The following is a 14,409-nucleotide window of genomic DNA, read 5'->3' as shown; positions in this document are numbered from 1 at the left end:
TGCTTTCCTATTATACTAACTTAAGCCAAGCCACACACTCCACATGCGTCGTATGCGGGAACATATCAACAGGTTGTACTTCCTTTGTTTTATATCCGCCTTCTTCTAGTACTTTTAAATCACGAGCTAATGTTGCTGGGTTACATGATACGTATACGACGCGGTTTGGCTTCATGTCGATGATTGTGTTTAGTAATGCTTCGTCACAGCCTTTACGTGGTGGGTCTACGACCATTGTGTCAGCAATTACGCCTTCTTTGTACCATTTTGGAATGACTACTTCTGCTTCTCCTACACCAAATTCAGCGTTTGTCATGTTGTTTAGTGCTGCGTTTCGGTTTGCGTCTTCGATTGCTTCTGGGACGATTTCAACGCCGTACACTTTTTTCGCTTTTTGCGCTAGGAATAAAGAGATTGATCCGATTCCGCAATAGGCATCAATTACTGTTTCGTTACCGTTTAATTTTGCGAATTCTAACGTTTTATCGTATAGCACTTTCGTTTGTTCTGGGTTTACTTGATAGAATGAACGTGCTGAAATCGCAAATTTAATGTCACCGATAAAGTCATAAATATATTCTGATCCGTACAGTACTGTCGTTTTATCTCCGAAAATTACATTCGTACGCTTCGTATTTACGTTTTGAACAATCGATTTTACTTCTGGAAATTTCGCTGCAATTTCTTCAATAATTGCTTTTTTGTTTGGTAGTTCTGCTGTACGTGTAATGAAGACAAGCATAATTTCCCCTGTTACTTGTCCATAACGAGCCATTACGTGACGAAGTGTTCCTTTGTTACGTTCTTCGTTGTACGCAGTGATACCATGCTTTTCACAAATACGTTTTACTTCTTGAATTAATGTATCGTTTTCTTCTGCCTGAATTAAGCATGATTCCATATTAATGATGTCATGCGTTCCTTGGCGATAGAAACCAGCTACAAGCCCACCTTCACGTTCTCCGATTGGTACTTGTGCTTTATTGCGGTATACCCACGGATTCTTCATACCAAGTACAGGATGAACAGGAACATCGCCTAGTCCTCCGATGCGCTGCATAACGTCACGTACTTGTTTTTCTTTCGCTTGTAATTGTCCTTCATAAGTTAAGTGCTGAAGCTGACAACCGCCGCACTGATTATATACTGGGCATTCAGCATCTTTACGATATGGACTTTCTGTATGAAGCTTCATTAAACGACCAAATGCGAAGTTTTTCTTCACTTTAATAATTTTAATTTGCGCTTCTTCACCTGGTAATCCGTTTTTAACGAAAATAGGATAGCCCTTTACTTTCGCAACACCGGCACCATCATGTGTTAAATCTTCAAATACTACATCTATAAACTCGTTTTTCTCAACTGGTGGCGTCATTTTAGTACTCATTTTCCGACCTCTCTTTTTCATAACACTGCGTTACATTTTATCATACTTATATAGTCTTTTTCTATTGGAAGAAAAAAAGCTATTGACGATACTTCTCTGTTAATGTTACGCTACTACTAATTTAATACGGACGATGTTACCTCATATATACTTGATAATATGGATCGAGAGTTTCTACCCGGCAACCTTAAATTGCTGGACTATGGGGAAAACTAATGAATATTAGCCTATGCGCAAAAAAGGACTCATATTGATTAGCTTTCTCTCATAGATGAAAGTGAATCCATATGGGTCTTTTTTTATTTTTATTTTTCTAAAAGGTCAGACATCTTACGTATGACATAAAACCTCATTCCTTTATTTTTAGTAATATAACGAGCGTTTTATGTACAAACTTTATACGAACTTCTGAAAGGGGCAACTACATGCAATATGTAATGAGCATTATCGGTATTATTGCCGTGTTAGGTTTATGTTTTGCTTTGTCAAACAACAAAAGTAAAATCAACTTCCGTGCAATTGCAATTATGATTGGTTTCCAAATTTTAATCGGTTGGTTTATGTTTGCTACAAAGATTGGTCAACAAATCATTATTTTCATTAGTAAAGTTTTCAACAAACTAATTAAACTTGGTACGACAGGTGTCGATTTTCTCTTTAATGGAATTCACAGAGATTTTGTCTTTTTCTTAAACGTATTATTAATCATCGTATTTTTCTCAGCACTACTTTCAATCTTTAGTTATTTAGGTGTTTTACCATTCATCGTTCGCGTTGTCGGCGGTGCAATTTCAAAAATTACTGGTTTACCACGCGTTGAGTCATTCCACGCAGTAAACTCTGTATTCTTCGGTTCAAGTGAAGCATTAATCGTTATTAAAAACGATTTACAGCATTTCAATAAAAACCGTATGTTTATCATTTGTTGTTCTGCGATGAGCTCCGTTTCTGCTTCTGTTACAGCATCATACGTAATGATGTTAGATGCAAAATACGTACTAGCAGCTCTTCCGCTAAACTTATTCTCAAGCTTAATCGTTTGTTCGTTATTAACACCAGTTGATACGAAGAAAGAAGATGAAGTGATTCAGAAATTTGATAGAACTCTATTCGGAGACAGCTTTATCGGCGCAATGATTAACGGTGCGCTTGATGGTTTAAAAGTAGCTGGTATCGTTGCCGCATTAATGATCGCCTTTATCGGTGTGATGGAAGTTGTAAACTACGTAATTAGTGCAGCTTCAGGCGCAATGGGACATGCTGTTACTTTACAACAAATCTTCGGTTACGTACTTTCTCCATTCGCATTCTTAATGGGTATTCCAACTCAAGATATTATCCCAGCTGGTGGTATTATGGGTACGAAGATTGTTTTAAACGAGTTTGTAGCAATCCTTGATTTAAAAGACACAGCTACAACATTAGCTCCACGTACAGTTGGAATCGTTACAGTATTCTTAATTAGCTTCGCAAGTATTAGCCAAATTGGTGCAATCGTTGGTACAATCCGTGCCCTTTCTGAAAAACAAGGAAGCGTTGTTTCTAAATTTGGTTGGAAAATGCTATTTGCATCAACACTTGCTTCTATTTTATCTGCGACAATCGCTGGATTGTTTATTTAATAAAAAATCACCTTTGCTTAGACAGCAAGGTGATTTTTTTATTATCATCATTTAAGAAACTGAAGAAAACTCTAATGCCTCTTCCTTATTAATAATTTCCCCCTTATATTTACCTTTCACCGAAATATCAATAATTGATTTATTTTCTGCTTCCATTTTCCCTAAAGAAAATATATATATTAAATCATCTTTTTTTAACATCCATTGTTTTCCGTGCCAAGGACCAGTTAACTTCTGTTCTGGTGACGCCAGTATTTCTCCAAAATATTCACATTCGCCTAGAGATGTTTTTACTGTATTCTTCTTCGTATTAATAACTACATATTTAAGGAGCTTTATACTTTCACTTGAAAAAATCTCTACTTCATGATCATTTTTTTTCTTAAATTTCAGCTTTCCATCTTTTGTATTAACCAATTTACTTTGATCAATTGCATTTAGTACAAACTCATACTCTTCTTTTGTAACACCGAAATTAGGGTGATATGGAAAACTTTTTTTCTCTGCATGTTCTTCTACATATTTTAAATACCATTCCATATTACTCGCTAGATGCTCTCTCATTCTTTGACCAATACTCCCTACCTTTTTAAGAGTATCTGGTTCCATCTCTAGTGTCATAATATCCGCCGTCACTTCCGCATTCATAAGATGCGATGGAATATACTCTTCCACACTATTCGCTTTACTCACTTCACTTTGGCAACCAACTATAAATAGTGATATGAAAAAGATATATATTATTTTTTTATATTTCATTTCTATTCTCCACTCCATACATTGTTCTTACTTAGTTTTATAGCGGTTTTTATTATAGTATAAAATCTTTATATTTTAATAAAATCCATATCTGTATGCAAAATTGCATATTAATAAGTCTTCTTCTTACTTTAAAATTAGCTTAAATCACTTTCCAAATTATACAAATAACAAGTATTAAATGTTATAATTTGTAAAAAAACATTGGAGGACCTTATGAAAATTCACGCCCTTTTCGATTTCTTACATTTACTAGTCTTAACGCTGAAAAGCTATTATGTATGGGGAATGCCTATCTATGTCTTCATTATTCCTCTTATCTTTGTAGTCGGTTATATTATTATTAATTCTAATAAGAAACAAAAAAATACATCTATTCAAAGTCACTAATCTATTACCTTAATAGCCTCCTAAAAATCATATTCCCCTCATTTTCTTCAAATGATATGATGAACAAGGGTATATCCCCACCACTCTTATAGCGGTGGGGATTTTAATGTCAATATGCAACATACTACACAATAGAAGGTGATTTTTATGAGAAAATACGCAGCAATTGCTTTATGTACGTCTGCCATTCTAGCAGGCTGCAATACTAGCAATGTAAGCCAAGAACCTAAAAAAGAGAAAAAGGTTCAAGAAGTAGCTATACAAAAAGAGACTCTACACGAACAAGGTAAAATTTCTTATACTCCCATCACACACGAATCTACAAACACAAGTATTCATATTACAGACTTAAAAGATTCTTTAAATGAAGTACAATATAAAATTTGGCGCACAGCTGATGGAAAGGAACGTGCTAAATCTTTTTCTTCTAAAGAAAAGGAGAAACAATTTACAATTCCTTTTGACATAAAAGAATTTGAAGGAAAACGCGGTGAGTTCCAAATTGAAGCAACAGGAATGAAAGAAGATGGGAAAACAATCCCGCTTACGAAATCTACTATTACTTTCGAACAAAAGGTTCCTGTTCTTATGTATCACGCAATCGATGATTATCATGGTCAAGGTATTAAAGACTTATTCGTATCACCAGCTAACTTTGAAGCACAAATAAAATATTTAAAGGATAATGGTTATACGCTTTTAACGTTTGAACGCTGGGGCGATATAAATAAAGTAAATAAGCCGATTTTTGTTACATTTGATGACGGTATGAAAAATAATATGAATGCATTTCGCATTTTACAAAAGCTAAAAGATGATACTTTTAAACCGGCAGCAACAGAATATATGATTGTTGATAACGTTGATGTAGAAGGAGCATTGTCTACTTCTGAAATAAAAGAAATGGTTGATTCCGGCATTTTCTCGGTGCAATCTCATACTGCAACACATGCAGACTTACCGAAAATTACAAACTATGAGGAAGAGTTAAAAGGTTCAAAAGAAAAGCTAGAAAAAATAACAGGTAAGCCTGTTATCGCGATTGCTTATCCATTCGGTCATGTAGATGATAAGGTTGTTACAGAAACGAAGAAGTATTATCAATTTGCGACGACGACAAAGCCTGGCCAATTCATTACGAAGGGTGAACCTGATGAATTGTTAAAGATGAAGCGCGTTCGTATACACCATACAACGACTGTAGAGCAGTTTGCTTCTTCAATTAAGTAAATATAAGAGCTCAATACATTTTGAGCTCTCTTTTTACTTTATATTTATATATATTTTTAGAATTTTCTTGTATTATATATAGTAAGAAATCTTTCAAATTAAAGGAGATTATACATATGTCATTTGAACAAACGTTAGAGAAATATGCTGCTCTTGCAGTTAATGTTGGTGTTAATATTCAACCTGGACAAACTTTATCAATTAGTGCACCTCTTGAAGCTGTACAATTTGTACGCCTCGTTACAGAAAAAGCATATAAATCTGGTGCAAAACACGTATATGTAGATTGGAATGATGAGACGTTAACACGCTTAAAATTCGATCTAGCTCCTGAAGAAGCTTTCGCTGAATTTCCATCTTGGAAAGCACATGCTCGTGAAGAATTAGCAAAAGAAGGCGCTGCATTTATGTCTATCTATGCAGAAAACCCTGATTTATTAAAAGGTGTAGAACCATCGCGTATCGCAACAGCTCATAAAGTAGCTGGAGAAGCAATGAAAGTATACCGTGATTACGTACAAGCAGATAAAGTAAGTTGGTGTGTCATTTCTGTTCCTACGAAAGAATGGGCTGCGAAAGTATTCCCTGACGTAGCGCCAGAAGAACAAGAAGCAAAGTTATGGGATGCTATTTTCAAAGCTACTCGTGCTGATTTAGAAAACCCTGTAGAAGCATGGAAAGAACATGATGAAACATTACATACAAAAGTGGATTACTTAAACGAAAAGCATTATAAAGCTCTTCACTATACAGGTCCTGGAACAGATTTAACAATCGAACTTCCAGAAAAACATGTATGGGCTGGTGCTGGTAGCTTAAATGAAAAGAACGTACCATTTATGGCTAATATTCCAACTGAAGAAGTATTTACAATGCCACTTAAAACAGGTGTAAACGGCCAAGTTTCTAGTACAAAACCGTTAGTATTTGCAGGTAATATTATCGATAATTTCACGTTAACATTTGAAAACGGACGTATCGTAGACTATAAAGCTGAAGCTGGTGAAGAAGCTTTAAAACATTTAGTAGAAACAGATGAAGGTTCTCACTTCTTAGGGGAAGTAGCTTTAGTACCTCATGACTCACCAATTTCAAACACAAATGTTTTATTCTACAATACACTATTTGACGAAAATGCATCTTGCCACCTTGCGATTGGAAATGCTTACGCATTTAACTTAGTTGGCGGAAAAACAATGTCTAAAGAAGAACTTGCTGAAAACGGCGCAAACGCTAGTATCACACACAACGACTTTATGATTGGATCAGCTGAGCTTGATATTGACGGTATTACTGCTGATGGCAGACATGAGCCTATCTTCCGTAAAGGTAACTGGGCGTTTTAAATCTATTACCATAAAGAAACACATTGGATAATCCAATGTGTTTCTTTATTTATTTGGTTTCAATTCAAATTTTATCGTTCTATTTTCACGCGTAAACTCCGGTCTATACGTAGCGATATACGTATTTTCTTTCGCTACGTCAAATAGCATGATATCTTGAATTTTTTCATCTGGTGCTAACTTTTTACTAATAAAGCTATCAGGGTTATTATATTCTTTAAATCTTGTACCTTTCTTATCGGTAATCTCAAATTCATAAAATGCAAAAGGTATTTCCTTTTTACTATTATTTTCTACTTTGAAAATAATCCCCAAAATCTCCTCTTTCTTTTTATCCTCATCATAATCCGGATATCCTAATTTAACTGAATCGATAGTTACTTGCAAACCATCTACGTCTACTGTCTCCCCTATTTTATACACTTTATCTTGAACATCTTCTTGTTTACTTTCATTACTATCTTTAGTCTCAGTGCAAGCACTTAAACTAAAAGCTATGCCAAAAATTAAAACAATTTGACTTACCTTTTTTAACATACTCTTTCCTCCACATAAGACAATATTTCATATGTATTATAACAAAACGCTTTACTCTTTCTTGTCATATTTTGTCGTATTAATTGCTAACTGCACAAATAGAAAAAAGCTATCTTCTACAAAAGATAGCTTTCAGGATGCCGATGAAACCTTAAGCCCAATGACACCCAAAACAATAAAAAGAATACAAAATGCTTGAAATAAACTAATATGCTCTTTAAAAAAGTACACACTAATGATTGTAATAAGTAATGTTCCAACGCCAGACCAAATAGCATAAGCAATACTTAAATGAATCTTCTTCACAACGATGGCGAACACACTGAAGCAAATTCCATAAAATACGAAAATCAATACACTTGGAACGAGCTTTGTTAAACCATTTGATAGTTTCATCGCAATTGTTCCAGCCACTTCAAAAATAATTGTAACAAGTAATAATAGCCAATATACCATACTAGAATCTCCTTCTCTGTTACCTTATAGAGATTCTAGTATACTACTTATAGTCCTAATGAAATATATTTAATTTCTAAATATTCCTCGATGCCGAAATGGCCTCCTTCACGGCCGATACCACTTTCTTTAAAGCCACCGAATGGTGCTTGTGCAACTGATGGAAGACCGTCATTTAGACCGATAATACCGTACTCTAACGCTTCACTAATTTGGAATGCTTGGCTAATGTCTTTCGTGAAAATATACGCAGCTAAACCGTATGGTGTATTATTTGCACGTTCGATTACTTCATCAACTGTTTTAAATTTCGCAACTGGTGCCACTGGCCCAAATGTTTCTTCATTCATACAAAGCATCGTATCATTTGCCAACCCAATTACAGTCGGTTGAATGAAATGTCCCTCTAACTCTGCGACCTTTTCACCACCATATAAAACGGTTCCACCTTTTTGAATAGCATCTTCAATATGTTCTTGTACTTTTGAAACTGCATTCTCATCAATAAGTGGTCCGACAGTCGTTCCGTCACCGAAACCGTCTCCTACTTTCAACTGCCCTACTGCCCTTTGGAACTTCTCTACAAATACTTCGTATACTTCTTCTTGAACGAATACTCGGTTTGTACATATACACGTTTGTCCTGCGTTACGGAATTTCGAACCAATCATCGCTTCTACTGCTTTATCTAAATCTGCATCATTCATTACGATAAACGGAGCGTGACCACCTAACTCAAGTGAAACTTTTTTCATCGTTTGCGCCGCACTAGCCATTAACTCTTTCCCAATTTCCGTTGACCCTGTAAAGGACACTTTTCGAACGCGACTATCTTCCATCCATGTATCAGCAATTGCTTTTGCACTACCTGTTACGATATTAATTACACCCTTTGGAATATCCGCTTCATGAGCTAATTCAGCTAATTTTAATGCAGTTAGCGGCGTTTGACTTGCCGGTTTCACAACGGCTGTACAGCCTGCTGCAAGCGCTGGGGCTACCTTTCTCGTAATCATAGCAGCTGGGAAGTTCCAAGGTGTAATAGCTGCCATAACGCCAACTGGTTGCTTCATAACTAAAATGCGCTTATTCGGATGAGCAGCAGGAATCATTTCACCATACACACGTTTCCCTTCTTCTGCATACCATTCAACAAAACTATTTGCATAATTTACTTCACCAAGCGCTTCTGCAAACGGCTTTCCTTGTTCCTTCGTCATAATCGCTGCGATCTCTTCTTTATTTTTATCAATAAGCATGAACCACTTTTTTAACTTCGTTGCACGATCTGCTGCCGTTAACTTAGACCACGTTTTAAAAGCTTCATGTGCAGCATCAACAGCTTGCTTTGCCTCTGTTACTCCGCCTTTTGGTACAGTTGCAAATATTTCCTTCGTCGCAGGATTATTTACTTCAATTTGTTCTTGTAGTGTAATCCACTCACCATTTATATACATCGCCTTTCTATCTATACTTACGAAAGTCGCCTTTTTATCCAATGTTTTCTTCCTCCTCTATGAACTTCTTAATTTTCCTAGTAGCAGCAGATTGACTAATTTGCAAAAACTCAGCTACTTTATAACTTGATCCATACGTTTTATACGCTTTAAGAATAATATTTCTCTCTACCTCTTCCAGCATTTTATAAAGGCTTTGCCCCGATTGTTCAACTGCAGCCTCTTGCATAGAGAGTGGCAAATCCTCTACCGTTACAACATCATCGACAGTAATAACAATTCTCTCAATTACATTCTCTATTTCTCTATTGTTTCCTTCCCACGGATATCCAACAAACATTTGTAACGTACTCGGCGCTAGTTTCACATCACGTCCGTATTTTTTATTAAAGTGCTGCAAGTAATGATAAATAAGCGGTAAAATATCTTCTGTCCTTTCCCTAAGCGGGGGAATTGCAATTGGAATGACATTCAAACGATAGTATAAATCTTTCCGAAATGTTCCTTGTTTCACCATCTCACTTAAATCTCTATTTGTTGCTGCCACAATTCGAACATCCACTTTTTTTAATTCTCTTCCGCCTATAGGACGAAATGTTTTTTCTTGCAATACTTGCAAAAGCTTCGCTTGAATTTCAATCGGCATTTCACCGATTTCATCTAAAAAAAGAGTTCCTTTATGCGCGGATTCTAATAGTCCCTTTTTCCCTTCACGATTCGCACCTGTAAAAGATCCACCTGAATATCCAAAAAGCTCTGATTCAATTAAATTAGTTGGCAATGCCGCACAATTAATTTCATAGAAACTTTCATTCTTACGGTGACTCACTTCATGTAAATGGCGTACTAATCGACTTTTCCCAACTCCAGTTTCGCCTAAAACGAGAACAGTACTATCCACTACAGATACTTTTTTAATTGTATCGACTATTTTTTGCATAGCTAGACTTTTAAAAATAAGTCCTTCATGCTCATATGTTTCTCTTAATTCTTTTTTATATGTTTTTAGCTGATTATCCATTTCCTCTACCTTTTGACGTAATTGATAGAGTTCAGTAAGGTCCCGAGAATAACTAATCACTCTTCTTAAATTTCCCTCATCATCAAAAACAGGCCTTGTACGAACGTGTAAATACTCTCCTGATTTTGTAGTTTGAACGAGTTCAATTGGCCTCTTTTTTTCAATCACTTCTAATGTCGCTGATGGATAAAAGATTCCATCCTTTTGTAGTTCTTTTACATGCTTACCCACTAACTCTTCGGCAGCTAGTTGGTAGTGCCTTTCACATGTACTATTTACACGCACAACGATTCCCTGCTCATCTGTAACAAAAATTTCGTCAAACGCATATTCAAATACATCTTTTAAATCCATTAAAACTCGTTCCTTTTCTGCAACCATCCTAGCCACCCCTAACTTCAAATCCATCGATCCACTTCACTACCTTTATTATAAAGTGAATTTTCTGTATTTAATATAGAGTCAGCTAGAATGTTTGCTATTTATCCTTCAGTTTTTAAACACGAGCTATGTTTGTTTGCTCATAACAAGCTTGCAATGATTCTTCAATTATTGTTAAACCTTCTTCAAGTTGCTCATCTGTAATAACTAAAGGCATTAACACACGGATAACATTTCCATATGTTCCTGCTGATAATAACAGTAACCCACGCTTATTTGCTTCTGCACATAGATTAGCCGTTAACGTTTTGTCAGGTGCTTTCGTCTTACGGTCTTGAACGACCTCAAATGCACACATTGCTCCTAACCCACGCACATCACCAATGCAATGATATTTATTTTTCATCTCTTCGAATCGGTTCATTACGACTTTTCCTAATTCTATCGCTCTATCATTTAAATTCTCTTTTTCTATTACATCCAGTACTGCTAATGCTGCCGCACATCCTAATGGACTTCCTGCATACGTTCCACCAAGTTCACCTGGTGCAGATTCATTCATAATTTCTTTACGTCCAATGACACCACTTATCGGTACACCAGCCCCTAATGATTTAGACACTGTAATTAAATCTGGAACGACATCATAGTGATCAATTGCAAAATATTTTCCTGTACGACTAAAGCCTGTTTGTATTTCATCCGCTACAAATAAAATGCCGTTCTCTGAACAAATGCGGCGTACTTCTTGAACAAATTTCTTACTTGGGACGATAAATCCACCTTCCCCTTGAACAGGTTCCATTACAACAGCTGCGATTGTTTCTGGTGCTACTTCCGATATGAAGAAGTTCTTAAACTCTTCAATAATAAAATCATCATACTGCTCTTCCGTTAATCCCTCTGGGCGACGGTATTCGTATGGAAATGGCGCTTTATATACTTCTGGAGCAAAGGGACCAAACCCAAATTTATATGGCTTCACTTTACTTGTCATCGTCATTGTCATTAATGTACGCCCGTGGAAACCTTTAGAAAATGCGATAATACCAGGTCTCTTCGTATATTTACGAGCGATCTTCACCGCGTTCTCAACTGCTTCTGCACCACTATTTAAAAAGAGGACTTGCTTATCGAAACTTCCCGGTGCCAATGCCGCAAGCTTTTCCGCTAATTCAATATATGGCTCATACATCATGACATTAAATCCAGTATGAATGTATTGATCGACTTGTTTATGGAGCGCTTCTTTAACCGTTGGATGACAATGCCCTACGTTAATTGTCCCAATTGCTCCTGCAAAATCAATGTACTGATTACCATCAACATCCGTTACAAGAGCACCATTGGCAGATTGTACAAACGTTGGGATGCCGTTACTTACTCCTTTTGGTACTATATTTTGACGGCGTTCTAATAAAGATGCCGCTTTCGGTCCTGGAATTTGTTCATTTACTTTAGCAAATTTTTTTGTGTTCATTGCGTACCCCATCCTTTTCTTTACATTGTTTTCTCTTTTTATTGCAAAATGTATGCCAACTTTCTTTTCTAGCATTTATCCTATATTCTTTGTATCCAGGCATAAAAAATAAGTCTATAAAGACTCATTAAGAGTCTTTATAGACTTATTTTCCTTACACATTAGACTTTTCTTTCTCCCAGAAAAACTCACCCGATTGAGAAATAAACTCTCCAACAGAATCTAACACTAAATCAGCAAGTGGTTCTAATGTTGGACGGTCTCCCGTACCAGATAGCACCCCAATTGCATAGCAATCGCCATTTTTGGCTAAATGTAAATCAGTTGGCGTATCTCCAACAACCGCAACCTCACATGATTCTAAATTAAATTTCTCACAAAACACTTCTATAATCTTTTTATCTGGTTTTTGCGCAGGGAATGTATCCGAGGCTATAATATAATCAAAAAAGTTCTCCAACTTATATTGTTTTAAAAATAATTCTGTTGGTGCGAAATCATCTGCCGTGACAACCCCTAATATAAATCCTTTATCTTTTAATGCCTGTAACACTTTCGGTAAATCTGCTGTCATTTTCATATGCGAACGATGCTCATACATAAGGGAAAATAACTTCTCACTTACCCAATGGTGCATCTCTTCTTCTCTAGCAGACTCAATATAATTACAAAGCCCCTTCGCTACATCAAGGCTTGTTCCAGCAGCTATTGCACTCCTCGGATTAACAAATGCTCCCTCTACACCAATCTCTTCTAATAAGGTCTGCCCTATTGTACTTGGTAAATGATATAAACTTATACATTCAGCTACAAGTTCTTCAGCTACTTTTATCCATATTGAATGAAAATCCATTAATGTCCCATCTTTATCAAATAATATTGCTTTTACCTTCTCCATAGCATCCTACCTCTCGTTTCTTATCTCCTCCAGTGTATCAATAAAATATGGATGTAAAATAAAAGAATTGTAAAAATACCATAAAAATCAAACTAACTCCCAATTTACAATTCATTTTAACAAAGTAAAAAAGGATGCCTTTACAGGGCATCCTCTTGATGTTCAGGAACAAATAGTTCTAAACAATGATATATATTTTCGAATTCCATCGGTGCATCTCCACCATACTCACCATCTAAATTAATCATTAGTTTATCTGGTGAATGTACTTTAATTCGGTTCGCTTGTGTATATAACACTTTTGGATTATTAATATGTTCACCACGTTGTGCTTGTGTTGCTGCTTTAATTAAATCAGCGATAGAACCTTTTTTCAGTACTAATAGGTCAAATAACCCATCGTTAATAGATGCATACGGTGCTACCTTTTCAAATCCACCTACTGAACGAGTATTCGTAATTAAAAACATCGTAATTTCTTCTTGTAGTAACTTTCCATCATACTCAATTTCAACATATGTCGGATGCAATGATGGTAACATCTCGATACCTTTTAGGTAATAAGCAAGTTGTCCTAATACTGTCTTTAACTTACTCGGTACTTCGTATGTTAATTCTGTAATACGACCGCCACCAGCGATGTTAATAAAATATGTATCGTTCGCTCTACCAAGGTCTAATGGCACTGTTTTTCCTTCGCAAATAATATCTGCTGCCTCTTCAATAGAACGAGGTACACCAATTGCACGTGCAAAGTCATTTGTCGTTCCAACTGGAATAATTCCAAATTTCGGACGGAATTCATGCCCAACTAAACCGTTTACTACTTCATTTAATGTACCGTCGCCACCAGCCGCAATAACAACATCAAACTTACGATCCGCAGCTTGCCTCGCCGCCACAGTAGCGTCTCCAGGACCCGTTGTCGCATGACAAGATGTCTCATAGCCAGCTTGTTCTAATTTTTGTAATACTTCTGGTAAGCTCTTCTTAAATAGCTCACGCCCAGAAGTAGGATTATAAATAATTCTTGCTCGCTTCATCATTTATTAGCACAGGAAATTTCTTTATGTATCGAAAAAGAACATACTGAACTTCTATTCAGTATTCCCATGCCTACCTCCTCTCATCTTGCTATCCTTCTTTTATCCCGCTCAAACAGGCAGTAAGAACCCGATTCGTGTAGTCCATCAAAAGTAAATATTCATTTCAATGGTTTTTTATTTGACTCCAAAATTTATCCCGCTATTTGCGGGCAGTAAATGCCCAATTGGTGAGGGCTAATAATCAGCTTTGGATGAACCTCCTACTGATTAAAGTTTCACTTTATTTCTATCCATTCTTCCATAAAAATTTACATATAACGAATAATAACTATCTATTATTTCATGAGATGAAAAAAACCTCTATGTTTAGATTTATCATTATTCCCACCTTTTTGCAAC

Annotated in this window: 13 protein-coding genes and 1 riboswitch; of the genes, 4 read left to right on the top strand and 9 right to left on the bottom strand. The window is 36.0% G+C overall.

Going from position 1 to position 14,409, the window contains the following annotated elements; all coding sequences use genetic code 11:
- Positions 1–10 precede the first annotated feature (10 nt).
- Positions 11–1,387, bottom strand: a complete 1,377-nt coding sequence (gene rlmD, locus BAQ53_RS01655) for a 23S rRNA (uracil(1939)-C(5))-methyltransferase RlmD (protein ID WP_199718170.1) — start codon at positions 1,385–1,387, stop codon at positions 11–13.
- Positions 1,388–1,508: 121 nt separating this feature from the next.
- Positions 1,509–1,610: riboswitch (purine riboswitch) on the top strand.
- A 202-nt stretch (positions 1,611–1,812) separates the two neighbouring features.
- On the opposite strand from rlmD, the gene BAQ53_RS01650 reads away from it, so the two are divergent.
- Entirely contained in the window at positions 1,813–3,009 is a 1,197-nt protein-coding gene (locus BAQ53_RS01650) for a NupC/NupG family nucleoside CNT transporter (protein ID WP_001200484.1), read from the top strand.
- Between the two features lie 51 nt (positions 3,010–3,060).
- Here BAQ53_RS01650 and BAQ53_RS01645 read toward each other — a convergent pair whose 3' ends face one another.
- Complete coding sequence (locus tag BAQ53_RS01645; protein WP_000875609.1) at positions 3,061–3,768, bottom strand: hypothetical protein; 708 nt, start codon at positions 3,766–3,768, stop codon at positions 3,061–3,063.
- Between the two features lie 216 nt (positions 3,769–3,984).
- On the opposite strand from BAQ53_RS01645, the gene BAQ53_RS01640 reads away from it, so the two are divergent.
- The 3 genes from BAQ53_RS01640 (at position 3,985) to BAQ53_RS01630 (ending at position 6,734) form a co-directional block, all read left to right on the top strand.
- Positions 3,985–4,158, top strand: a complete 174-nt coding sequence (locus tag BAQ53_RS01640) for a hypothetical protein (protein ID WP_000690673.1) — start codon at positions 3,985–3,987, stop codon at positions 4,156–4,158.
- Positions 4,159–4,305: 147 nt separating this feature from the next.
- Positions 4,306–5,388 carry a polysaccharide deacetylase family protein gene (locus BAQ53_RS01635; protein WP_001233732.1) on the top strand — a complete coding sequence of 361 codons (1,083 nt, stop codon included), beginning with the start codon at positions 4,306–4,308 and terminating at the stop codon, positions 5,386–5,388.
- A 116-nt stretch (positions 5,389–5,504) separates the two neighbouring features.
- Positions 5,505–6,734 carry an aminopeptidase gene (locus tag BAQ53_RS01630; protein WP_000007357.1) on the top strand — a complete coding sequence of 410 codons (1,230 nt, stop codon included), beginning with the start codon at positions 5,505–5,507 and terminating at the stop codon, positions 6,732–6,734.
- Between the two features lie 45 nt (positions 6,735–6,779).
- On the opposite strand, the gene BAQ53_RS01625 is transcribed toward BAQ53_RS01630, so the two are convergent.
- The 7 genes from BAQ53_RS01625 to BAQ53_RS01595 all read right to left on the bottom strand — a co-directional run bounded on the left by BAQ53_RS01625 (position 6,780) and on the right by BAQ53_RS01595 (position 14,010).
- The gene (locus tag BAQ53_RS01625; protein WP_000915104.1) at positions 6,780–7,271 is read right to left on the bottom strand and encodes a DUF4352 domain-containing protein; all 492 of its coding nucleotides are present in this window, start codon (positions 7,269–7,271) and stop codon (positions 6,780–6,782) included.
- Positions 7,272–7,403: 132 nt separating this feature from the next.
- Positions 7,404–7,727 carry a DMT family transporter gene (locus tag BAQ53_RS01620; RefSeq protein WP_000263262.1) on the bottom strand — a complete coding sequence of 108 codons (324 nt, stop codon included), beginning with the start codon at positions 7,725–7,727 and terminating at the stop codon, positions 7,404–7,406.
- 47 nt (positions 7,728–7,774) lie between these two features.
- The gene (gabD, locus tag BAQ53_RS01615; RefSeq protein ID WP_000358140.1) at positions 7,775–9,226 is read right to left on the bottom strand and encodes an NADP-dependent succinate-semialdehyde dehydrogenase; all 1,452 of its coding nucleotides are present in this window, start codon (positions 9,224–9,226) and stop codon (positions 7,775–7,777) included.
- Positions 9,219–10,586, bottom strand: a complete 1,368-nt coding sequence (locus BAQ53_RS01610) for a sigma-54 interaction domain-containing protein (RefSeq protein ID WP_000225140.1) — start codon at positions 10,584–10,586, stop codon at positions 9,219–9,221. The genes gabD and BAQ53_RS01610 overlap by 8 nt, the downstream gene beginning before the upstream one ends.
- A gap of 115 nt (positions 10,587–10,701) precedes the next feature.
- Positions 10,702–12,066: a 4-aminobutyrate--2-oxoglutarate transaminase gene (gene gabT, locus BAQ53_RS01605; RefSeq protein WP_002163831.1), complete on the bottom strand. Its 1,365-nt coding sequence runs from the start codon at positions 12,064–12,066 to the stop codon at positions 10,702–10,704.
- A 154-nt stretch (positions 12,067–12,220) separates the two neighbouring features.
- Positions 12,221–12,964 (bottom strand): HAD family hydrolase, encoded by a 744-nt coding sequence (locus BAQ53_RS01600; protein WP_000416660.1) that lies wholly within the window; start codon positions 12,962–12,964, stop codon positions 12,221–12,223.
- A gap of 140 nt (positions 12,965–13,104) precedes the next feature.
- On the bottom strand, positions 13,105–14,010 hold the full coding sequence (locus tag BAQ53_RS01595; protein WP_000977679.1) for a diacylglycerol kinase: 906 nt from the start codon (positions 14,008–14,010) through the stop codon (positions 13,105–13,107).
- Positions 14,011–14,409 lie beyond the last annotated feature (399 nt).

The sequence above is a fragment of the Bacillus sp. B25(2016b) genome, from assembly GCF_001679765.1.
Classification (GTDB): domain Bacteria; phylum Bacillota; class Bacilli; order Bacillales; family Bacillaceae_G; genus Bacillus_A; species Bacillus_A thuringiensis_K.
Note: the sequence above shows the minus strand (reverse complement) of the source record. Positions and strands in the feature narration are given on the sequence as shown.

Coding starts and splice junctions, on each gene's coding strand:
- BAQ53_RS01650 (WP_001200484.1), top strand. CDS start 1,813: ATGCAATATGTAATGAGCATTATCGGTATTATTGCCGTGTTAGGTTTA.
- BAQ53_RS01620 (WP_000263262.1), bottom strand. CDS start 7,727: ATGGTATATTGGCTATTATTACTTGTTACAATTATTTTTGAAGTGGCT.
- gabT (WP_002163831.1), bottom strand. CDS start 12,066: ATGAACACAAAAAAATTTGCTAAAGTAAATGAACAAATTCCAGGACCG.
- BAQ53_RS01625 (WP_000915104.1), bottom strand. CDS start 7,271: ATGTTAAAAAAGGTAAGTCAAATTGTTTTAATTTTTGGCATAGCTTTT.
- BAQ53_RS01610 (WP_000225140.1), bottom strand. CDS start 10,586: ATGGTTGCAGAAAAGGAACGAGTTTTAATGGATTTAAAAGATGTATTT.
- BAQ53_RS01630 (WP_000007357.1), top strand. CDS start 5,505: ATGTCATTTGAACAAACGTTAGAGAAATATGCTGCTCTTGCAGTTAAT.
- BAQ53_RS01640 (WP_000690673.1), top strand. CDS start 3,985: ATGAAAATTCACGCCCTTTTCGATTTCTTACATTTACTAGTCTTAACG.
- BAQ53_RS01595 (WP_000977679.1), bottom strand. CDS start 14,010: ATGATGAAGCGAGCAAGAATTATTTATAATCCTACTTCTGGGCGTGAG.
- rlmD (WP_199718170.1), bottom strand. CDS start 1,387: ATGAGTACTAAAATGACGCCACCAGTTGAGAAAAACGAGTTTATAGAT.
- BAQ53_RS01635 (WP_001233732.1), top strand. CDS start 4,306: ATGAGAAAATACGCAGCAATTGCTTTATGTACGTCTGCCATTCTAGCA.
- BAQ53_RS01645 (WP_000875609.1), bottom strand. CDS start 3,768: ATGAAATATAAAAAAATAATATATATCTTTTTCATATCACTATTTATA.
- BAQ53_RS01600 (WP_000416660.1), bottom strand. CDS start 12,964: ATGGAGAAGGTAAAAGCAATATTATTTGATAAAGATGGGACATTAATG.